The 20,739-nt window shown below is 65.8% G+C and carries 15 protein-coding genes and 1 tRNA gene; 7 read left to right on the forward strand and 9 right to left on the reverse strand.

Going from position 1 to position 20,739, the window contains the following annotated elements:
• Positions 1–7 precede the first annotated feature (7 nt).
• Complete coding sequence (locus HL666_RS09815) at positions 8–1,243, reverse strand: glycoside hydrolase 64/thaumatin family protein (RefSeq protein WP_172181175.1); 1,236 nt, start codon at positions 1,241–1,243, stop codon at positions 8–10.
• Between the two features lie 361 nt (positions 1,244–1,604).
• Between HL666_RS09815 and HL666_RS09820 the strand changes: the two genes are divergently transcribed.
• Entirely contained in the window at positions 1,605–1,754 is a 150-nt protein-coding gene (locus HL666_RS09820; RefSeq protein WP_172113229.1) for a hypothetical protein, read from the forward strand.
• A gap of 356 nt (positions 1,755–2,110) precedes the next feature.
• On the opposite strand, the gene HL666_RS09825 is transcribed toward HL666_RS09820, so the two are convergent.
• The gene (locus HL666_RS09825; RefSeq protein ID WP_172113230.1) at positions 2,111–2,998 is read right to left on the reverse strand and encodes a LysR family transcriptional regulator; all 888 of its coding nucleotides are present in this window, start codon (positions 2,996–2,998) and stop codon (positions 2,111–2,113) included.
• A gap of 110 nt (positions 2,999–3,108) precedes the next feature.
• On the opposite strand from HL666_RS09825, the gene HL666_RS09830 reads away from it, so the two are divergent.
• A complete protein-coding gene (locus tag HL666_RS09830) occupies positions 3,109–4,695 on the forward strand; it encodes an NADH-quinone oxidoreductase subunit L (RefSeq protein ID WP_172181177.1) in 1,587 nt (528 codons plus the stop codon).
• A 13-nt stretch (positions 4,696–4,708) separates the two neighbouring features.
• Complete coding sequence (locus HL666_RS09835; protein WP_172181179.1) at positions 4,709–7,237, forward strand: YbcC family protein; 2,529 nt, start codon at positions 4,709–4,711, stop codon at positions 7,235–7,237.
• A 47-nt stretch (positions 7,238–7,284) separates the two neighbouring features.
• On the opposite strand, the gene HL666_RS09840 is transcribed toward HL666_RS09835, so the two are convergent.
• The 3 genes from HL666_RS09840 to HL666_RS09850 form a co-directional block, all read right to left on the reverse strand.
• On the reverse strand, positions 7,285–10,092 hold the full coding sequence (locus HL666_RS09840; protein ID WP_172181181.1) for a di-heme-cytochrome C peroxidase: 2,808 nt from the start codon (positions 10,090–10,092) through the stop codon (positions 7,285–7,287).
• A 173-nt stretch (positions 10,093–10,265) separates the two neighbouring features.
• Entirely contained in the window at positions 10,266–12,059 is a 1,794-nt protein-coding gene (locus HL666_RS09845) for an adenylate/guanylate cyclase domain-containing protein (RefSeq protein ID WP_172113234.1), read from the reverse strand.
• A gap of 113 nt (positions 12,060–12,172) precedes the next feature.
• A complete protein-coding gene (locus tag HL666_RS09850) occupies positions 12,173–13,918 on the reverse strand; it encodes an adenylate/guanylate cyclase domain-containing protein (protein WP_172113235.1) in 1,746 nt (581 codons plus the stop codon).
• A 169-nt stretch (positions 13,919–14,087) separates the two neighbouring features.
• Between HL666_RS09850 and HL666_RS09855 the strand changes: the two genes are divergently transcribed.
• Positions 14,088–14,729 (forward strand): LysE family translocator, encoded by a 642-nt coding sequence (locus tag HL666_RS09855; RefSeq protein WP_172113236.1) that lies wholly within the window; start codon positions 14,088–14,090, stop codon positions 14,727–14,729.
• Here the strand turns inward: HL666_RS09855 and HL666_RS09860 are convergent, their stop codons facing one another.
• Positions 14,730–15,482 (reverse strand): sulfite exporter TauE/SafE family protein, encoded by a 753-nt coding sequence (locus HL666_RS09860; RefSeq protein ID WP_172113237.1) that lies wholly within the window; start codon positions 15,480–15,482, stop codon positions 14,730–14,732.
• Between the two features lie 84 nt (positions 15,483–15,566).
• Between HL666_RS09860 and HL666_RS09865 the strand changes: the two genes are divergently transcribed.
• Positions 15,567–16,457, forward strand: coding sequence for a LysR family transcriptional regulator (locus tag HL666_RS09865; protein WP_172113238.1), 891 nt, complete (start codon positions 15,567–15,569; stop codon positions 16,455–16,457).
• Positions 16,458–16,499: 42 nt separating this feature from the next.
• On the opposite strand, the gene hisN is transcribed toward HL666_RS09865, so the two are convergent.
• Positions 16,500–17,282 (reverse strand): histidinol-phosphatase, encoded by a 783-nt coding sequence (hisN, locus tag HL666_RS09870; RefSeq protein WP_172181747.1) that lies wholly within the window; start codon positions 17,280–17,282, stop codon positions 16,500–16,502.
• Positions 17,283–17,769: 487 nt separating this feature from the next.
• On the reverse strand, positions 17,770–18,654 hold the full coding sequence (locus HL666_RS09875; protein ID WP_172181183.1) for an N-formylglutamate amidohydrolase: 885 nt from the start codon (positions 18,652–18,654) through the stop codon (positions 17,770–17,772).
• A 364-nt stretch (positions 18,655–19,018) separates the two neighbouring features.
• Here HL666_RS09875 and cpdR point away from each other — a divergent pair, with 364 nt between their 5' ends.
• Positions 19,019–19,378, forward strand: a complete 360-nt coding sequence (gene cpdR, locus HL666_RS09880) for a cell cycle two-component system response regulator CpdR (protein WP_006610087.1) — start codon at positions 19,019–19,021, stop codon at positions 19,376–19,378.
• Positions 19,379–19,587: 209 nt separating this feature from the next.
• Positions 19,588–19,662 (forward strand) — tRNA-Val (locus tag HL666_RS09885).
• A gap of 596 nt (positions 19,663–20,258) precedes the next feature.
• On the opposite strand, the gene HL666_RS09890 is transcribed toward HL666_RS09885, so the two are convergent.
• The gene (locus tag HL666_RS09890; protein ID WP_172181185.1) at positions 20,259–20,696 is read right to left on the reverse strand and encodes a hypothetical protein; all 438 of its coding nucleotides are present in this window, start codon (positions 20,694–20,696) and stop codon (positions 20,259–20,261) included.
• Positions 20,697–20,739 lie beyond the last annotated feature (43 nt).

Below are 20,739 nucleotides of genomic sequence, written 5' to 3' on the forward strand. Positions count from 1 at the left end.
CGACGCGTCAGGCCGGATAGGCGACCGGCAGGATCGTGATCTTCAGATAGTCCACGCCGCCGGACTGACCGAGCGGCGGGAAGTACAGCAGCGGCTGCTGCACGCGGTCGGAGAACGGAAAGCCGTAGAAGTCGCCCGATATGGCGGCGATCTGCGCCGCGTACTGATTGTAGTAGGCGCTGTTGCTCTGCGCGCCGGCGAACATCAGCGACGGGGTGCTCTTGGCCAGCTCGAACCAGGTCGTGGAGCTCACGTCGCCGAGCGCCGTCGACTTGCCGTCGACCGTCACCTGCGTGGTGCTGCCGGGGAAGCCGTAGCTGAGCCCGGCGAGGAGATCGCCGACGATCCAGCCATAGACGTCGTTGACGATCCCCGCTGTCGGCGTTCCGCCGTTCACCGTGTAGGACGGGTTGCAGCCATAGACGCCGGTCGGCTGGTTCAGGTCGGCGTAGGTGATGACGATGGTCGTGGCCTCCGGCGTCCGCGAGCCGGCCTTGGTGATGGTGCCCGTGAGGGTGACGTTGACACTCCCGAAGCTCGCCGTCAGCGCGTAGTGGTGAGCGGAGGTCGGCCCGCTGCCGCCCGCCTGTCCGCCGTAATAGCCCGCGATCTTGGTCGGTCCCTGCGACGCCAGGAAGGTGAAATACGCACTCCAGTCCGGGTAGCCGCTGGTCAGGCCAGGGCCGATGACGCGAACGTAATTCCCGACCACCGCCGTTCCGCCGGATAGCGTCCCCAGCGCCTCCATGTTCGCGCCGATGGCGCCGGGCTTGGAGTCGTTGAACTTCAGCGCCCCGACCTGCTTGCCGCTTCTCCAGGTGCTGGCCTCCAGCGCCATGCTGGCGAAATCGATGTCGCTGATGTCGAGATTGTTCTGCGTGTTGCCGAAGATGTTGGTCTCCAGATATGCATAGGACGTGTTGTAGTTGGCGTCGCTGGGATTCTGCGGCGCCGGCTGATAGCCGTTGCCCAGCCCCGACAGGCCACTCGATCCGAAGTTCAGATAGATCCGGCCATTGGTGAAGTTGTCGAGAAAGACGTTGGGAATCTTCTGCGTGGCCGAATAGGCCGGAACGATCCCCTCCAGGGCCGACAACGCATAACCGGTGTTGCCGCTGAGCGGGACCGTGCCGCTCCCGCCGAGCTGGCCGGGTCCGAACGACCCGTTGAGGAATTGCACCCAGACGTCTTGTTTGCTGAGGTTCTCGAAAACGATCGGAACGGCATTGCTGGTGCTCGTCATCACTATAATCTCCTGAAAATCATTGAAGTAACGGTGTGAAAAGAACAGCCGATCAGACGCGAATGAAAACAACCCTTACGCGATGATTCGAAATATATATCATTTTGAGTGTGTTTAATCAAAGCGGGGATCGCCCCCCTCGATGCCGCAGATGGACCGACTCGGGTTGGGACGGCCGCCTCGCGGCTCGACGACAAGGCAGACCCAAATGCGCCGGCAGCGTTAAGCGGACTTCATGCCAGACCCACGGGGCACACAAGGATGCATTCACCACGCGCCGATCTCTCCAAGCTTGGAAACCCCCCGGTAACGCGCCGTCTCTCTAGTGACGTCCATTCAAGACATTTGAGAGGAGACATTGATGTTGATGATGATCGCGCGAAAGCTTGTTGGACCTCATGCCCTCAATTCCGGCTTCGGCCTCGTGACCATGTTCGCCTTGACCGGCGTCGTTGCGTCGCTCGTTCTGGTCCAGCATGGGGTGAACGTCAGCCCGCCCGCGATGTTCTGACCAGACGATCAGGACGAACTCCGCTCCGGGTTCGCCGAGAAGATTGGGGGCGGGCTCTCTGAGACGCCCTCCGACGGGAGCCGCCATCTGGTCGTCCCGCCGCTCTACCCAACACTCTGTCGTGCGGGTCGAAGGCCCCGAAGCGGCTTCAAATAGCAGCATCGGTTTCAGCGCCGTCCCTGCCAAAGTCCGGCAACGCGCAGCATTGGCGGACGCTGATCCGGGACGCATGGCCACCGTCACCCGTATGGGGCAAGGCTGTTGCTCCAGCCTGCCGCCTCGTCACTGGCTGCGGGATGTCGCGCACAACGTCCGCACATCGCTGCGCTGATGCGGGCTACGTGTCAGTCGCGAACTCATCCCGTCTTCCTCGCGCATGATCCGATCAGTTCGGCGACCAGCGGATTCGGATAGCGGCGCTGCTGGCTTACGGCGAAGAACTGCTCCTTCAGCGCGCTCAGCCGGGCGCGCTCGACCAGTACGCCGGAGCGCAACTCGTCGATGACGACGATCGACGGCACCAGGGTCACCGCGCCGCTCTCGCGCGCCATCAGGCGCAGCATCGCCATGTCGTCGACCTCGGCGGCAATGATGGGGCGGATGCCGCTCGACCCGACCAGCGCATCAAAGGCGGAGCGCAGGGCGCTGCCGCGGCCGGGCAGGATCACCGGCGTCGTCGCGAGATCGTGCGGAAAGCGGAAGCGGGCGGCCTTGGACGGCTTGCGGCTGACCAGGCTGACGCGCTGCTCGTCGAGCAGCGTGTTGTCGAAATTGCTGCGCGTGTCCGGCGCCGCCGGATGGTTGGCAAGCACGAGGTCGAGCTTGTGCGCGTCGAGCTGCTCCAGGAGATCGGCGAACTGGCCGGTGCGGATGATCAGCTCGACGTCGCCGCGGCCGATCAGCGGCTTCAGGAAGGCGATCTGGAAGTTGCGCGACAGATTGGCCGCGGCGCCGACACGCAGCAGCTGCCGGCCAGGGCGCAGACCGGACAGCGTCTCGATCAGCTCATGGCCGGATTTGAAGACGCTGCCGGCATAGTCGAGCGCGATGCGTCCGGCCTCGGTCAGCTGCAGGGTGCGCCCGGTGCGCTCGAACAGCTTCTGCCCGAGCTGCTCCTCCAGCGCCTTGACCTGCACCGACAGCGAGGAGGGCGAGACGTTGAGGCGCTGCGCCGCCCGGCTCATGCTGCCTTCGCTGGCGATGATCCAGAAATAGCGCAGGTGATGGTAGTTCAGATGCGGCATGGCATCGTTCTATATTTTACAACGATCACGTTCAATCATTGAAATTTTAACAAGGAACCGCAGCCGGTAAGCAGAGGGCACGTCTGATGTGATCAACCGACCGGGCCGCCATGAACCAGTTCCTTCCTTGTCTTGCGGCGCTTGCGCCCCTCACGCTCGCCGTCGCCGGCCTCGCCGGCACCGGCGGCAGCGCCAGAGCCGTCACCCGCAACGCGATCGCGGCTGCTGCGGTCGCCCTCGCCATCGCCTTGGTCGCAAGCCTGGGCGCAGCGATCATCGGGGCAGGGCGGACGCCGCTGCTCGGCGGCTACGGGCTTGGACTGTCCCTGCAGCTCGATGCGCTCGGCGCGATCCTCTCCGTGCTGGTCAGCTTCATCGGCCTGGTCGTCATCAGCTACAGCCGCAACTATCTCGACGGCGATCCGGGCCAGGTCCGGTTCACGCGCTGGCTGCTGCTGACCTTGGCGGCGGTGCTGATGCTGCCGATCTCCGGCAATCTCGTGCTGCTGTTCGCCGCCTGGGTCGCCACCAGTCTGGCGCTCGGCAAGCTGCTGCTGTTCTACGGCACCCGGCCGGCCGCGATCCGGGCCGCGCGCAAGAAGTTCGTGGCGAGCAGGCTCGGCGACGCCTGCCTCGCGGTCGCGGCGCTGCTGCTCTACGTCCGGTTCGGCACCCTCGAGATCGGCAGCCTCGCCGCGCACGCCCGGGCGGGTGAGGGGGCCGGATCGGCGCTGGTCACGATCGCCGCGTTGCTGATCGTCGCGACTGCGATGCTCAAATCCGCCCAGCTGCCGCTACATGGCTGGCTGATCGAGGTGATGGAGACGCCGACGCCGGTGTCGGCGCTGCTGCATGCCGGCATCATCAATGCCGGCGGCTTCCTGGTGCTCCGGCTCAGCGATGTGCTGCTGCTGGCAACACCGGCGCTCGACGTGCTCGCCGTTGTCGGCGGCGCCACAGCGCTGTTCGGCTCGCTGGTGATGCTGACGCAGACCTCGGTGAAGGTGCAGCTCGCTTATTCGACCGTCGCGCAGATGGGTTTCATGCTGCTGCAATGCGGCCTCGGCGCCTTTTCCGCCGCGCTGCTGCACATCGTGGCGCACTCGCTCTACAAGGCGCACGCCTTCCTGTCGTCCGGCAGCATCATCGATCTCGCCCGGGCGTCGTGGACGCCGAGCCCGGGCGGCCAGCCGCATGCGGCCCGGCTGATCCTGGCGCTGGTCGCGGTGATTGGTCTGGCGCTGCTGACCGGGCTCGCCTTCGGCATGACACTCCGCAGCAATCCCGCGCAGATCGCGCTCGGCGCGGTGCTGCTGATGGGCCTCGTGCACCTGATGGCCAACGCCATCGACGAGCGGCCGAACGGCTTCGTCGTCGCCCGCGCCGCGGTCACCGCCGTCGGCGTCGCGGTCGTGTACTTCGCGCTGCAGACGGGCATGGCCTGGCTGGTGGCGGGCAGCTTCCCAGCGGCGCGGCCGGTGGATGGTCTCGTGCCGATGCTGATCGCGGCGGCGGTGGTGGTTTCGTTCGCGGCCGTCACCGTGTTCCAGAACCAGATGATGCGCCGCGCCGACGCGCCGTTCTGGATCGCAGCTTACGTCCACCTGCGCAACGGCCTCTATCTCAACACGCTCGCCAACCGCCTCGTGCTGACGGTCTGGCCCCGCACCTCGACCTCCTCTCCATCCAACCCGTGATCCGAGATCTCCCATGACCCAGGCCGCCCTTGCCATGACGATGACGGACCCGATCGACACCACCGCCGATGCGGCGCTGATGGCCCGCATCGACAGCGCCTGCCGGCGGGTCGCGCCGCTCTGGCCGCTCAAGCACTTCGTCGCGGTCAATCCGTTCCTCGGCTTCACGTCGCAGAGCTTCGCGGCGACGGCGGCGACCTTCGAGCGCGTGGTGCGCACGCGGATGCTGATGCCGCGGGCCTACTACCGGCAGGCGCTCGACGACGGCCGGATCGACGATGCCGCGCTGGCGCAGGCGCTCGCGCTGCATCCCTCGACGGGCCTCGATGTGGAAGCGCTCAAGCAGAAGGCGCGCGTCGAGGCCGGACGGTCGTCGCCGCCCGCCGTGGTGGCGACCGTGGCCGAGGTGCTCGACCGGCTCGCCGAGGGCGATCGCTACGTCTCGCTGGTCGCCTTCATGATCGACGAGATCTCGGCGTTCTCAGCCAGCTATTTCGACGAGGGCCAGGCAAGCTGGCCGAGCCCGGTGCGCAAGCTGAAGCCGTACGCCGCTTGGCGGAAGCTCGCGGCCTACGACCGCAATCCGGAGGTCATGGGCCTGACCGGATTCCGCGAGGCGATCGCCGAGCTGCCGGCCGATCCGGTGCAGACGATCGGCTTGATCATCGATCGGCTCGGCGTCCCCGAGCGCGCGGTCGAGGACTATCTGGTGCGGGCGCTGTTCGATCTCGGCGGCTGGTCGGCCTATGCGCGGTACATCGGCTGGAACGCAGAGCTCGATGGCCGGCGCGACGATACGCTGCTGGAGCTGCTGGCGATCCGGCTGGCCTGGGGCTTTGCGTTGTTCCAGTCGCGCACCGACGCGGCGTTCAAGTCCGCCTGGGCGCAGGCGATGGCGGAGGCGGCGAAGCTGCCGGCCGATCACCGGTTGGACGAGACGCCCGAACTCGCCATCGATCTGGTCCTCCACGAGGCCCATGAGATCGCTTTCCGGAGGAAGCTCGTTGCAAAGCTGGCGGCACACGGATCGCTGGCAGCCCCGACGCGGCTGGCAGCGCGGCCAGCCGTGCAGGCCGCGTTCTGCATCGACGTGCGCTCGGAGATATTCCGGCGCGCGCTGGAGACCGCCTATCCCGAAGCCGAGACCATCGGCTTCGCCGGATTCTTCGGCTTCCCGATCGAGTATGTTTCGATCGGTCACAGCAAGGGCGGCGCGCAATGCCCGGTGCTGCTGAAGCCTGCCTTCATCGTCTGCGAGGCGGTCAAGGATGCTGACGACGTCGAGGAAGCCGAGGTGCTCGGCCTGCGGCTGCTGCGGCGGCGCGCGGCCAAGGCGTGGAAGTCGTTCAAGGTCTCGGCCGTCTCGTCGTTCTCCTTCGTCGAGACCGCCGGCCTCGGCTTCGCCGCCAAGATCGCGACCGACAGCCTCGGCCTGACGCGGCCGGTGCCCTCGCCGGTCGTCGACGGTCTCGATCCGGAGGTCGCTGCCCGCGTCCAGCCGCGGCTGACAGCGGGTGAGCTCGGCGGCCGGGCCACAGGCTTTACCGATCCCCAGCGGGTCGCGATGGCCGAGGCGGTGCTGAAGGCGATGTCGCTGACCGGGCCGTTCGCCCGCCTCGTTCTGCTGGCCGGCCACGGCAGCACCACCGTCAACAATCCTCACGCTTCGGGCCTCGATTGCGGTGCCTGCGGTGGCCACACCGGCGAGGCGAATGCGCGGGTGGCGGCCGCCGTGCTCAACGACTGGCGCGTCCGCGAAGGGCTGCGCGCCAAGGGCATCGACATCCCCGCCGATTGCTGGTTCATCGGTGCGCTGCACGACACCACGACCGATGCCGTGACGCTGTTCGATGAAGACGACGTTCCGGCCATGCTCGCGCCGGATCTGTCGCGGCTGAAGGCGCGGCTGGCAGACGCCGCGCGGCTGGCGCGGCTCGAGCGCAGCGCGCTGCTCGGCATCGCTGACAAGCCTGAAATCGACAGCGCCGTGATCGCGCGCAGCCGCGACTGGTCGCAGGTGAGGCCCGAATGGGGGTTGGCGGGCAACGCCGCCTTCATCGCCGCGCCGCGCGCTTTCACTCGCGGGCTCGATCTCGGCGGCCGTGCCTTCCTGCACTCCTATGAGGCTGGGCGTGATGACGGCCATCGGACGCTGGAGCTGATCATGACGGCGCCGATGGTGGTCGCGAGCTGGATCAATCTGCAATACTACGGCTCGACGGTGAACAACGCAGCCTTCGGCAGCGGCAACAAGGTGCTGCACAACATCGTCGGCCAGCTCGGCGTGCTCGAAGGCAATGCCGGTGATCTCAGGGTCGGGCTACCCTGGCAGTCCGTGCATGACGGCAGCCGCTTCATCCATGAGCCGGTGCGTCTGAACGTCTTCATCGCCGCGCCGGAGGGCGCGATGGACGAGGTCATGCAGCGTCACCCCGGTGTGCGCGATCTCGTCGTCAATGGCTGGGTGATGCTGCATTCCCTGAGCGAGCAGGGCACGACGATCCGGCGCTGCCTCCGTCCCGGCGTCTGGAGGGCGGCGTGAGCCTGCCGGCGCGCCTCGCCATCAGCAAGGCGCGCCGCGCGATGTTCTCACAGCGTCTTCAGGTATTCGATCAGGTCCCAGCGCTCCTCCTCGGAGAAGGCGCCGCCGATGATGCCGTTCGGATAGTCCTTGTTGGGCTTCGCCGGCCCCTCGAAGGAATGGCCGAGCGTGCTGTTGCCCTTGATCGGCTTGCCGCTGCTGTCCTTGACGGCGAACAGAGACTGCCCAACCTTGCACGCCGTCTCGCCGCCCTTGGGGACGTCGAAGCCGACATGCTTGGGATCGAAGTCGCGCGCGCCTTGGCAGAACGAGGTCGGCCGCTCGGCGGCCGGCGTCAGCATCCAGTACAGCGACGGCACCGAGCCATTGTGCAGATAGGGTGCCGTGGCCCAGACGCCGTTCAGCGGGCGGGCGCGATAGCTCTTGCCGGCCGGGTTCGGGCAGTTCTTGCGGTCGCCCCAGAGCGCCGCCTGCTCGGCCGGTGATAGCTTGCGGTCCTCCATCCATTTGTCGCTCGCCTTCTGCACCACGGCCATCAGCGCCAGCGCATAGGGCATGTCGGTGGTCGAGCCCTGCGGCAGGTTGCAGCCCTTCAGATCCTTGGCCGGGTCGACCTCCAGGAAGCCGGCCACCTTGACCTTGCGGGTGGCGAGAATGCTGGCCTGACCAGGGTCGGTCTGCATCGCATCGACCGGCTTCTGCACGAGGTCGAGGATCGGTCCCTTGGCGTTCCAGCCCTTGCTCTCCCAGTCGTCGGCCGGCTTGATCTTCCAGAAGCTCTTGTCCGGATAGGTCTTGTCGAACACGGGATCGGCGACCGGACCGAGATGGCATTCGACGCAGACCGTGGCGTAGAGCTTGCGGCCGCGCTCGACACGGGTCTGGTCCACCTTCCAGGCGTCGTCGCCGGCGAACAGCTTCTCCGGCCATTTCGGCGACGTCAGGCCGCCGAAGGCCGGCGTCGTCGTCGCGAACGGATCGGGGCCGCGCAGCATGTCCTCGATATGGAGCAGGTTCTCGATCGCCATCGACGAGCGCCATAGCTTGTCGCTCGCCGTCTCCGGCGAGAAGTTGATCTGCGCGAAGACGCCGAGCGCCTCGCCGGCATTGCGGATCAGAGGCTGCGCGATCGAGCCGTCATATTGCGCCCAGGAGAACCACGGCACGGTCCATATCGGCGGATAGGACACTGGCGCGTCGATCGCCTCCTGGTTGCCGAGCATGTTCGGCAGACCGCTCACGGCCATGTCGAGATAGAACACCTGGTTGCCGATGCGGTTGAGCGCATCGAGCCGGCCGAAGCCTTCCTCGGTCTCGGTCTGGCCCTTGGCTTCGATCGCTTTCTGGTAGTTCTTCGCCTGCATGTTGAGTGCGAAGTCGGTCGCGGCCTTCAGACCCTTCTTCAGGGCGTCGCGATCGGCGTCGGAGGCATTGGGGCCGAGCACGCGGTCGGCAAAGCGCGTGAAACGGCCGGGGACGTATTGCGTGAAGATCATCGCAAAGCCCATGGCTTCTTCGAGCTTGCGCAGGTCGACCATGCCCGGGCCGCCGTCGAAGCGGACGCTGACGCCCTTGTAGTGGATGCTGCCGGCGTGACAGGCCGCGCAGGTGAGGCCGATCTTGTCGGACTGCGCAGCGCCGGTGGCCGGATCGGCGGCGCCGGAGAGCCGCGCAAATCCGACCGGCAGGCCGCCTTCATTGCCGGCCGGCGTCGGCTTCAGGCCGGCGGGCAGCGATGGCGCGATGTCGGTCTTGGCGGTCGCGTTGGCTGCGTAGCCGAACGGCCGCAGCGCGCTGGGATCGCCATCGACGCTCTTGGGGCTCGGGATGAAGCCGAAACGCTCGAGATAGGCGCTGTCGGAGATCAGGCCGGGCGTGCCGAACGGCGACAGATAAGGCTGCTCCATCGCCATGAACCAGTTGTAGGGAATCGGGAAGGTGGCCGTGCCCTGCGTCACGTGATGGAACCAGTGCCGGTCCTTGGTCGTCCAGCCCTGGTCGAGCCAGTAGGCCGCCTTGGTCGGCTCCGCCTCCGGGAGTGCCGGTGGGATGAAGGCCGCGACCTTCTTCGGCAGCATGGCGCTGAGCTTGTCGCTCACCGCATCGGGCGCGGCGATCCAGGCCAAGAGCACGGCAACGCCTGCCAGCACCACGGCGCTGACCACGGCCTTGCCAATGCGCCAGATGACGCTCGCGGGCTTCGGCTTGGCCATCAGCCGCGCCGCGATGCGTTGCGGGAAGCGCCGCTCGACAAACAACGTACGGACCTCGGCGACGGACAGATAACGGCCGTCGCCCTCGCCTTTGCCCAGGATATTCAGCAGCACCGGCCACTCGCCCTGCATCAGGATGGGGAAGTACCAGCGCGCCTTGTCGCCGTCGCGCTTTAGATTGGCCTTCATGAAGGTCTGGATCTGCGCCGCGTTCAGGCCGCGCTCGGTGCCACCATTGGGGTCGGCATGATCGCTGCCGAAGCTCGCGAACCGATCGATCTCGTCCGGGTGGACCTTGGCCTCGGCGTCGAGGATGCGCGAGCCGCCGCCATGCTTGTCGAGCGGCCCGTTGCGCAGCTGATCGAGATCGGCGCCCGACCACAGGCTCTTCAGCAGCCGCAGCGGCGACAAGCCGTTGGCAATCAGCGCGACGCCGAAGGTCTCGAGGCCGACGATGCGCTTCTTCAAGCCGGTCTCGCCGCTGGCTGCCTCGACGCGATCAGCGATCGTCTTCAGCGGGACGCTGTGGCCGTCGACGAAGCCGCCGGCGACGAGCGCACGCAGGAAGGGGCAGGGGTTGTCGGGCGAGACAGAAATCTGTCCAGGAAGGGCGTCACGGACGCGGGCGGTGTCTTCTTGCATCGAACGACATCCTTGGAAAGCACCTGAGTGATGAAAACGTGGATCACGCAAACAGATAAAGCCGGCGCCGGCTGGCGCCGCGGAAGGGCGCAGCCCTCAGCGTCTGAACGCTACAATGCAATTATGAATGATGGAGTAACCCGGCGCGGTGTCAACCTCAAGTCGAGATTGCGTCATTCGCTCGCGCGTTTGGCCTTGGTGTCGACCAGGGTCAGCTTGGTCAGCGGCACCCCGGCTTTGACCAGGCCGTCGCGATAATGCGCGATGTCGGCCGGATTGCGCCAGCGGATGTTGCTCAGAAGCCGGTCGATCGTCATCCACGGATGCTGGCTCAGCAGCGCAGCGACCGCCTCGCCGGCCTCGACCGAGCGTCCGAGCTGCGCCAGGGCGGCGGCGCGAATGGCGAGGCATTGCAGATGGTTGGGGTTCTGATAGTGCGACTCACGGGCCCAGGACAGCGAGGCGTCATATTGACCGAGCATGTAGTGGCTGAACGCGCTCAGCACCGACCATTGATAGCGCGGATCGCTGTTGCCGCGCTGCGCCGCCACCGAGAACAGCTCGATCGCTTGACGGTGCTCGCCGCCGACGAGATGGCAGACGCCGAGCACGCCGCGCGCGCCCATATCGTACGGATTGAGCTGCAGCGCCTTGCGCGCAGCCTCCATGCCCGCCTCCACGCGCCCCTGCATCGCATGGACGTAAGCCAACAGCGAATAGGAGAAGGACGAGCGGGAATCGAGCCGCACGCTGGCCTCGGCGAGCCCCATCGCCTCGTCCCATAGCCCCCGCGAGTTTCGGATCCAGCCGAAATGAATGCCCTGCAGCAGGATGGTGCCGAGATAGGTGTGAGCAATCGCGAGACCGGGGTCGATCCTGATCGCCTCACGGAACAGCGCGATCGAGCTTTCGTAGTCGGCCTTGGTCGGCTGGTAGTAATGCGACAACCCGCGCAGGAAGCGGTCCCACGCGGTGAGGTCGGTGGTGACGGACCGCACCGGCACCGCCGCCTCGGCACGGTAGATCTCGGGGATCAACGCGGTGCACAGATTGGCGGTGATGTCGTCCTGCACGGCGAACAGATCGCCGATGTCGCGGTCGTAGCGACCGGCCCACAGCTGCTCGCCATTCTCCGGCGCGACCAGCTCGGCCGTGACCCTGATCTTGTTGCCGGACCGCCGCACCGAGCCCTGGATCAGGTAGGTCGCATCGATCTCGCGGGCGATGAGGCGGGCGCTCATCCCCGCATGCTTGAAGGCGAAGGTCGAGTTGCGGCTCAGCACCCGGAAGAAGGATTGCAGCGACAGCGCGTGGATCAGGTCTTCCGCCAATCCGTCCGAGAAATATTCGTCGGTTTCGCTGCTGAGATTGGCAAAGGGCAGCACGCCGACGATCGCCGTGCGGTACTGTGCCGGAAGGGACGCGGCCGGCCTGGCCTCGCGGTTGGCCTCGGGTGCGGAGGGATCCCAGGTCCAGACGTTGATCGTGTCTTCGATGTTCTTGAAGCGGAACGGTCCGCGATCGACGAACGTGACCGTCAGATGCTTGCTGGCTTCCTGGTAGGCCTTGTTCGACAGCGCGATCCCGCCCGGGGGAGCTGCGGCTTCAAGTCGCACTGCGGTGTTGACGCCGTCGCCGAACACCTCGTCCTCGTCGAAGATGACGTCGCCCATGTTGACGCCGAGGCGGAACTGCATCACCCGGTCGGCCGGCAGGTGCGCGTTGCGCTCGGCCATCAGCTTCTGCACCTCGACCCCGGCCGCGATCGCGCCGACGACGCTTGGAAACTCCAGGAGGAAGCCATCCCCCGTGTACTTCACGATCCGGCCGCCGTGATTGAGAATGATCGGATGGATGGCGCCGCGATGCGCCTTGAAGGCGGCATGGGTCCCCGCCTCGTCGGCGCCCATCATCCGCGAGTAACCGACCACATCGGCACAGATAATGGCGGCCAGCCGTCTCTCCATCCGTTCCTCGCTCTGACAGAGGGCGATACCACGGCAACGTAGCTCGAATCCAATGAATTTGCGGAAGCAATGTGCGGGCCATGTGGCAGGCGGGTGACCGATGCCGCGATCGGTCAGGTCAATCCTGCCTTGATCAGCCCGTCCCGGTAGTGCTCGATGTCGTCTCGCTTCCTCCAACGGATGTTCTTCATGTGGCGGTCGAGCGTCAGCCAGGGATATTGCTCGCACAGCGCGCCGATGGCGTCCCGGGCCTGGTCGCGATCGCCGAGCTGAGCCAGGGTCGCTGCCCGGATCGTCAACGCCTGCAGATGGTTAGGGTAGAGGAATAGCTCCTCGCGCGCCCACGACAACGCCGCCTCGTAGCGGCCGATCAGATAATGGCTGTAGGCGTTCAACGCCGGCCATTGATAGCGTGGATCACTGTTGCCGCGCTGGGCGGCGATCGAGAACTGATCGATCGCCTGCTGGTGATCGCCGGACACCATGTGGCAGAGACCGAGCACGCCGCGCGCGCCCATGTCATACGCGTTGAGCTCGGTCGCCTTGCGCGCCGCTTTCATGCCGTCCTCATGAGCGCCCTGCATGGCCTGGACGAAGGCGAGGATCGCGTAGGCGAAGGAGGAGCGCGCATCGAGCCGGACGCTGTCGAGTGCGAGACTCTTTGCTTCGTCCCAGAGCTCTCGCGACCCTTTGATCCAGCCGAAGTTGATGCCTTGCATCAGAATGGTCGCCAGATAGGCGTGCGCAATGCCGAGCGTCGGATCGAGGCCGATGGCCTCGCGGAACAGCGTGATCGAGACCTCATAGTCGGCCTTGGTCGGTCGATAGTAGTGCGACAGTCCGCGCAGAAACCGGTCCCAGGCCGTGGGGTCTGCAGCGGACGAGCGAACCGGAACCGAGGCCTCGACGCGATAGATCTCCGGCATCAGCGCCGCGCAGAGGCTGGTCGTGATCTCGTCCTGCATCGCGAAGAGATCGCCGAGGTCGCGGTCGTAGCGCCCGGCCCATAATTGGGCGCCGGTTTCGGGCGCAATCAGCTCGGCCGTCACGCGGATCTTCTGGAGCGAGCGCCGCACCGTTCCCTGGATCAGATAGGTCGCGTCGATCTCGCGGGCGACCAGACGGGGGTTGAGGCCGCGGTCCCTGAAGCGAAACGTCGAGGTCCGGCTCAAGACACGAAAGAACGATTGCAGCGAAAGCGCGTGGATCAGGTCGTCGGCGAGCCCGTCGGCAAGGTATTCGTCAGGGCCGTCCGCGAGATTCACGAATGGCAGTACGCCGACGATCGCCGTGCGATATTGTGGCGGCAGGGTCGCGGCGTTCGTCCGCGCCCTGATGGTCGTCTCGCTGCCGGGTTCCCAGGTCCAGGCCTGCACCGGCTCCTGCAGATCCCGGAACTGGAAGCTCCCGGCACTGGTCAGCCTGACCGGGAGCTGCGGGCTCGCCTCCTCATAGGCCTTGGCCGAAACGGCAACGCCGCCCGGCGTCGCGATGGATTCGAGATTGACGGCGACGTTGATGCCGTCTCCGAAGGCCTGGCCATCGTCGATGGTGAACTCACCCTTATGGATTCCAAGCCGAAAGCGCATGCTGCGGTCGGCGGGCAGCTCGGCATTCCGCTCCGCCATCAGGCACTGCATCTCGACTCCGAACTGGATCGCGCTGGCGGCGTTGGCGAATTCCAGCAGGAAGCCATCGCCGGTGTGTTTGACGATGCGGCCGGCATGATTGAGGATGATCGGGTGGATGGCGCCGCGATGAGCTTTGAAGGCCGCGTGGGTGCCGGCCTCGTCGATACCCATCATGCGCGAATAGCCGGCGACGTCGGCGCAAAGGATGGCAGCGAGGCGTCTTTCCATCACATCGTGCTCCCGCCTCGCGCATACCATGGCCGAGGCGGCCGAATCCAATCCTTTTGCAGAACCAATCGCGCGACCTTCGATCAAGCAGCTTGCAGCCCGCCGTTCGGGAGGGCAACACCCTGGATAGCTCCAGAATTAGATCGATATCGTTAGGAAACGTTCAATCATGCTCGGAATCCATGATCTGCCGCTGTTTCTCCTCTCCGGGCTGCTGCTCAACATGACGCCGGGCCCGGACACGGCCTACATCGTCGGCCGCAGCGCGCAGATCGGCTGGCGGGGCGGCGCCGCCGCCGCCTTTGGCATCAGCACGGGCTGCCTGGTTCACGTTTTCGGCAGCGCGATCGGGTTGTCGGCCGTGCTCACCGCATCGGCTACGGCGTTTGCCGTCGTGAAATGGGCGGGCGCCGCCTACCTGGTCTATCTCGGCCTCACCCAATTGCTCGCGCGTCGGCCGAATGCCGCGGAGTCGGGCATTGAGCCGGCAGTGCCCGTGATCACGCTGAGCCAGGTGTTCTGGCAGGGCGCGCTCACCAACATTCTCAATCCGAAGGTGGCGATGTTCTTTCTCGCCTTCCTGCCGCAATTCGTCGCAGCCGAGGCGCCCAACAAGGCGCTCGCCTTCCTGCTGCTCGGCACGATCTTCATCGTCAACAGCACGATCTGGTGTCTCGGCGTCGCCGTCATCGCGGCACGCACTGCGCGCCGCGTCCGCGGCTCGTCTGCCGCGCTGCTCTGGTTGAACCGCGCCATCGGCGGCCTGCTGGTCTATCTCGGTGTGAGGATCGCGATGTTCGAGGCGCGCTGATCAAAGTACCAACGGGATGAGCGCGCTGCCGGCCAGGTAGAGGCCGAGCAGGACCATCGCGATCAGGAACACCCGGCGGAAAGCCTCGGCCGGCAGTCTCGACCGCGCTGCCTGGCCTGCGAACATGCCGAGGAAGGCGCAGGCCATCGCGATCGCGCCGGGGAGGGCGGTGGCCGTGCTCAGCAGGCCGGAACTCGTCAGGTTGAAGGCGAGCGTGATGGTGGCAACAGTGAAGAACACGCCGAGCGCCTGGACCAGCTCGTCCTTCTCGAGCCCGATCGCCTGCATGTAGGGGACCGATGGCACGACCTGCACGCCGGTCGCGGCGGAGATCAGCCCGGTGATGAGTCCGACGATGCCGCCGACCCATTTCTCGTGGCGCTGGGCGACCTTGAAGGCAAAGCGGGTGAGGCCCAGGACGGCATAGATGATCAGCAGTGCCCCGAGCGCGATGTTGCCGTAGCGCGTCGATGCATGGCTGAGGGCGCCGGCGTTGAGACAGATGCCGATCGCGGTGCCCGCCATCAGCGGCCACAGTCGCTTTGCGATGTCGCGCAGATAAGGACCGGCGAAGGTCTGCCAGATGTTCGTGACGACGGCGGGCACGATGACGATGGCGAGCGCGCGGCCCGGCGGCATGGCGATCGCGAGCAGCCCGACCGAGATGGTCGGCAAACCGAGGCCCAGCGCGCCTTTCACGAAGCCCGCAATCGTCAGGGCGAGGGCAATGAAGATGAGGATCGGATCGATCATGGTGCCGACATTGACCAATGTCCGTCGTCAGCACAATGTGAAGGTTACGGAGCTAGCCTTCGTCAAGGGCAGAGGCAGGGGAGCATGCGCTACGATCTCGTCGATCTCAGGCTGTTCATTGCCGTTGCCGAGGCCCGCAGCATCACCGGCGGCGCCGAGCGCGCGCACCTTGCGCTGGCCTCCGCAAGTGCCCGCATCAAGGGCCTGGAGGATGCGTTCGGCGTAGAGCTGTTCAAGCGCGGCCGCCGCGGCGTCGACCTGACTGCTGCGGGCGAGAGCCTGCTCGAGCACGCCCGCATCATCATGGCCAATGTCGAGACCATGCAGGGCGAGCTGTCAGGCTTCGCGTCCGGTCGGCGAGCCAACGTGCAGCTGCTCGCCAACACGGTTGGCCTCGCCGAGCATCTGCCCAGGGCGCTTGCCGCGTTTCTGCGGGCGAATCCGGACATCAATGTCGACGTCGAGGAGCGCGAGAGCACCGAGATCGCGGACGCGATCGCCTCGGGCCGCGCCGATCTCGGATTCGCCGCCGAGCACGCGCTGCCTGAGACGATCGAGCGCTTCGGCTTCGGCGAGGACCGGCTCATGCTGGTGGCGGGACGGCAGAGCTCGTTCGCGGGACGCAGGCACGCCGAGTTCAGCGAGACGGCCGGGCACGATTTCATCGGGCTGACGCAGGGGACTGCGCTCAACGTCCATATCGGCCGGCATGCCGCACGGCTCGGCATCCGCCAGCATGTGCGGGCACGGCTGCGCGATTTCGACGCGATCTGCCAGATGGTGGCCGCCGGCATCGGCATCGCCGTGGTGCCGGAAGCGGCTGCTCGCCGCTGCGCGCGCGCGTTGCCGATCAGCCTGATCGCGTTGCGCGATGCCTGGGCCGATCGCCGGCTGGTGATCTGCGCCCGCAGCTTCAAGGCGCTGCCGCGCCCGGCCAAGCTGCTGGTCGAGCATCTGCGCCGGGCGGCTGCCTGATCCAACTACGCGGCCAGGACATTTTCCAGGAAGCGGCCGACGCTAGCCTCCAAGCCGTTTGATCGCCGCCTCGTGGACGCGCTTGTCGCCGGCGGCGACGATGCGTCCGCCATTCTGCGCCGGACCGCCGTCCCAGTTGGTGACGACGCCGCCCGCGCCGTTGATGATCGGGATCAGGGCCGCGATGTCGTAGGGCTTGAGCTCGGTTTCGATGACGAGATCGAGATGGCCGGCGGCCAGCATGCAATAGGAGTAGCAATCGCCGCCATAGCGCGACAGCCGCGTCTCGGCCTCGACCTTGGCGAAGATCGCGCGATCGCTCTCGCTCATCAGCAGCGGGCTGGTCGTGTAGCACACCGCATCCTCGAGCCGCTCGCAGCGCCGTACCGAAAGCCGGCGCTCGCCGGCCGCGTTCTTGTAGTTGGCCGAGCCGTTGTCGCCGGCGAACCGTTCGCCAATGAAGGGCTGGTGCATCATGCCGAATACCGGCGTGCCCTTGTGCAGCAGCGCGATCAGCGTGCCCCAGGTCGGAAAGCCGGCGATGAAGGACTTGGTGCCGTCGATCGGATCGAGCACCCAGACATAGTCGGCGTCCTCGCGCTCATTCCCGAATTCCTCGCCGACGATGCCGTGCTGGGGAAAGTTCGCCTTGATCAGCCGGCGCATGACCGCCTCCGCCGCGCGGTCGGCCTCCGTCACCGGGTCGAAATCCTGCCGGCTGCTCTTGTTGTCGACCAGCAGCGAGGTCCGGAAGAACGGGAGGATGGTTTCGCCCGCAGCCGTCGCCAGGCGGCCGATGAAGGCAGAGAAGTCGATGACCGTCACAACGCGTCCTTCGATCAGGGAATCGGATGGCAATGAGCCGATCATGCCTATCTCAAAGCCGAGGGACGCGCATCCGGATATGGAACGAGGAATTGGCATCTTGGATATCATTCGGTGACCGGCGCCCTTCGCGCTGGCGCGGGTTTTCCGCCCTCGCTTTCGACGCGAAACCCGAAGTGAACGTCGCGCGCCGTTTTGATTGATCTGACTTTTCGATCAACCCATTGACGTTTCGAATAAAAACGTGACGCGGGTCGCGTTGGGTGCAAACCCGGCCTGTGTTTTTTGCATGGGGAAGGGCGGAAAAACTCTTGCGTTTTGTGCAGCGCATCTGCATATTGTTGCGGTGCGGTAGCGCTTCGCGTTATCGCTGCCCTCCTTGGGCGTTTCCTCCCTAGACTTGGGCCGCTTGTCATTCAAGCGGCCCTTTTTTTTGTGCCGCCGGTCGTGCGGCTGCTTCCGCCCGACCTAGAGACGCCGTGCGGCTCTATTCGGCTGCGGCCTGGAACGGGCCGAGGTCGCCGAGCGGCACAGTGGCCAGCACCTCGGCGAGCACGGCGAGATCGGAGGCGACCTGGGCGAAGCGCGGGCCGCGCTCGCGCTTGCGCTCGTCCATGTAGATCGCGCGGTTGAGCTCGATCTGGATCGCATGCAGGCCCGAGGCCGGGTTGCCGTAATGCTCGGTGATGAAGCCGCCGGCATAGGGCTTGTTGCGGCCGACCGAATAGCCGAGGCGTCCGAGCACGTCCTCGAACAGGTCCGGCAGCAGCGACGCGCAGCTCGTGCCGTAGCGATCGCCGATCACCATGTCCGGGCGCTTCGGCTCGTCGCGCGAGACGCCGACCGACGGCATCGAATGGCAGTCGACCAGCACGACCGTGCCGAACTGCTGGTGCACGCGGTTGATCAGCCGGCGCAGCGCGCGGTGATAGGGCTTGTAGAGCGTCTCGATGCGGTGCAGCGCCTCGTCGACGCTGAGCCGGTCGCGGTAGATCTCCTGGCCGTCGCCGACCACGCGCGGAATGGTGCCGAGGCCGCCGGCGACGCGCATCGAGCGGGTATTGGCGAAGCTCGGCAGCCGCCCGGTGAACATTCGCGGGTCGAGCTCATAGGGCTCGCGATTGACGTCGACATAGCAGCGCGGGAAATGCACGCGCACGACCGGGAAGCCGCGCGTCAGCAGGTCGGCGATCAACTCGTCCATGAACGAATCTTCCGAGCGCCGCAGCGACGGCAGATCGATTCGCGAGGTCAGCAGGAACTCGTCCGGATAGACCGAGCCGGAATGCGGCGAATTGAAGATGATGGGCGCACGCCATTCGGCTGGCTCCATGATCTCGAACGGCGGCGATTCGCCATCAAAGTCCGTCATCGCTGGGCGCCGTCCCCTTGGTCACGTGCGTGGAACGCCACGTGCGTTGAAGTCACGTTTATTGATGCGCCGGTATCCTCCGGCCGTAGAGCGTGCTGGACAACGCAGGCAGTGCGCATTCGCCAAGCCGCATCTTCGATAATCCGAGCCGTTCTGCCAAGCGAAAAGCAATGAAAAAGTTCATCCGCCGTTTGGAACAACTCTGAGCTGGCGCGCCGCCGTCGGGCGACGACGCAGGTTCGGCCCTCAAATTGCCTTGCCGATGTCGGATCAAAAGGCGCAATCTTTCACCCGAAATTTACCGCCCGTCAGGCTTAGTGGCGGCAACGCTCCGCCTCTCACCCGGACCAGACAACCCCTCGCCATGCACAAAATCCTGCTCGCCGAAGACGACAACGACATGCGCCGCTTCCTGGTCAAGGCATTGGAAAATGCCGGGTTCCAGGTCTCGCCCCACGACAACGGCATGTCGGCCTATCAGCGGCTTCGCGAGGAGCCGTTCGAGATGCTGCTGACCGACATCGTGATGCCGGAGATGGACGGCATCGAGCTGGCGCGCCGCGCCTCCGAGCTCGACCCGGACATCAAGATCATGTTCATCACCGGCTTTGCCGCGGTCGCCCTGAACTCCGATTCGGAGGCGCCCAAGAACGCCAAGGTGCTGTCCAAGCCCGTGCACCTGCGCGAGCTCGTCAGCGAGGTCAACAAGATGCTGGCGGCCTGAGCCGCCACGCCGTTGGTGCTTCGGCGCCTCGTGCTTCGGCGCCGGGGCTTTGGACCCGGGCGCCTTTGAGCCCGGCGCCTTTGAGCCCGGCGATTTGGACCGGCCGGTCCAGGGCCGGCGGATTATTCCCAATTTCGGCATTTTGCGTCCTTGCCTGCCTGCGTGGGAGCCGATATAGGGACGCCCACCCGAACGGACTTTCTGGATTAGGGCACGTAGCTCAGCGGGAGAGCACTACCTTGACATGGTAGGGGTCACAGGTTCGATCCCTGTCGTGCCCACCATCGGCCAGCATGGCCGATGACCCAGCCTCGTCCGGTTCTCGATTGGACCATTCCTCGATCATTGAAGATCCTCCGATAGGCCGCCGCGGTGGATGAGCCTCGGCTCACCGTTACGCGGGACGATCGGCGCCGCCGCAATGGCGGTCGTGGGCGCGTGCCCGACCATCTCCGCGTCGTCATGGCCGGCTCGCCCCGGCCATCCACGTCGTGAGACCTGAAGACGGGCAGGAAGGCCCGGCGCTTCGCCGCGCCGCCCGCTCGCTCCGCGCTTCCGCGATCGTCGTCCGTGTCTCGGGGGAATGTTGCATCCATGGCTTCGCTGCCTCGCGGCGCACTCTCGCGTCCGAGCTTTGCTGACCGATGCCCTCTTCCTGAGAAGAGGCACGGGGAATGCCGGGCGCTGGCCGCACCCATGGCCCGCCTGCAGAAAAAAAGCAGGCGGCAGTCACCACAGGTTCAGCCGAGATCACCCGGCATTCCCCGCGCAATGGTTTTAACGGCTGCTTCGCGCGCTCCCCGGTGCGCCGGGCTTTCTGGTCACCGTTGCCCGCGCGGCGCGTGAGCGCCGACGCGAACGTGACACCAGCGTCGGGGTGTCAGGACCACGCGACTTGACCGTGCGCATCGCCATCGTTCGTCGGCGCGGAAAACCACGCTGCGACAACAACACGCCCACCGCATCCCGCCTCGACGTTCGTGACGACCGCGAAGCGCCCCTCGTGTGAGACGGGACGGCGATAGATAAGCATGGATTCGGAAAAAAGGAAAGAAAAAAATTCGGCTTTCTGGAAGCCGCGGATTTTAGCCGCCGGTGGGCTGAACGTCCGCTTTTGACCCGAGGCGCACGACTTCGTTGGTTGCACCGTTCGGAATTCGATTCCCCCCTTTGCGGAATTGTTGAGCTGTTTCGCGAGATTTGATGGCTTCTTGATCCGACCAATCGAGATCAGATCGTTCGCCGTCTCCCCCTCGCCGCCGAGCCGTTTCGGTCCGCGCGGGAGGAAACAGGCGGCCGTCGTCCGCTTGTGCGTCATTGACGGACACCGCCTCGTCGTCCTGGATGCATTGTAGACTTTG

This window comes from Bradyrhizobium aeschynomenes (assembly GCF_013178945.1).
GTDB classification, from domain to species: Bacteria; Pseudomonadota; Alphaproteobacteria; order Rhizobiales; family Xanthobacteraceae; genus Bradyrhizobium; species Bradyrhizobium aeschynomenes.

Excerpts from the sequence above, each read along its gene's own strand:
- HL666_RS09815 (WP_172181175.1), bottom strand. The coding sequence starts at position 1,243 with ATGACGAGCACCAGCAATGCCGTTCCGATCGTTTTCGAGAACCTCAGC.
- HL666_RS09820 (WP_172113229.1), top strand. The coding sequence starts at position 1,605 with ATGTTGATGATGATCGCGCGAAAGCTTGTTGGACCTCATGCCCTCAAT.
- HL666_RS09825 (WP_172113230.1), bottom strand. The coding sequence starts at position 2,998 with ATGCCGCATCTGAACTACCATCACCTGCGCTATTTCTGGATCATCGCC.
- HL666_RS09830 (WP_172181177.1), top strand. The coding sequence starts at position 3,109 with ATGAACCAGTTCCTTCCTTGTCTTGCGGCGCTTGCGCCCCTCACGCTC.
- HL666_RS09835 (WP_172181179.1), top strand. The coding sequence starts at position 4,709 with ATGACCCAGGCCGCCCTTGCCATGACGATGACGGACCCGATCGACACC.
- HL666_RS09840 (WP_172181181.1), bottom strand. The coding sequence starts at position 10,092 with ATGCAAGAAGACACCGCCCGCGTCCGTGACGCCCTTCCTGGACAGATT.
- HL666_RS09845 (WP_172113234.1), bottom strand. The coding sequence starts at position 12,059 with ATGGAGAGACGGCTGGCCGCCATTATCTGTGCCGATGTGGTCGGTTAC.
- HL666_RS09850 (WP_172113235.1), bottom strand. The coding sequence starts at position 13,918 with ATGGAAAGACGCCTCGCTGCCATCCTTTGCGCCGACGTCGCCGGCTAT.
- HL666_RS09855 (WP_172113236.1), top strand. The coding sequence starts at position 14,088 with ATGCTCGGAATCCATGATCTGCCGCTGTTTCTCCTCTCCGGGCTGCTG.
- HL666_RS09860 (WP_172113237.1), bottom strand. The coding sequence starts at position 15,482 with ATGATCGATCCGATCCTCATCTTCATTGCCCTCGCCCTGACGATTGCG.
- HL666_RS09865 (WP_172113238.1), top strand. The coding sequence starts at position 15,567 with ATGCGCTACGATCTCGTCGATCTCAGGCTGTTCATTGCCGTTGCCGAG.
- HL666_RS09875 (WP_172181183.1), bottom strand. The coding sequence starts at position 18,654 with ATGACGGACTTTGATGGCGAATCGCCGCCGTTCGAGATCATGGAGCCA.
- cpdR (WP_006610087.1), top strand. The coding sequence starts at position 19,019 with ATGCACAAAATCCTGCTCGCCGAAGACGACAACGACATGCGCCGCTTC.
- HL666_RS09890 (WP_172181185.1), bottom strand. The coding sequence starts at position 20,696 with ATGACGCACAAGCGGACGACGGCCGCCTGTTTCCTCCCGCGCGGACCG.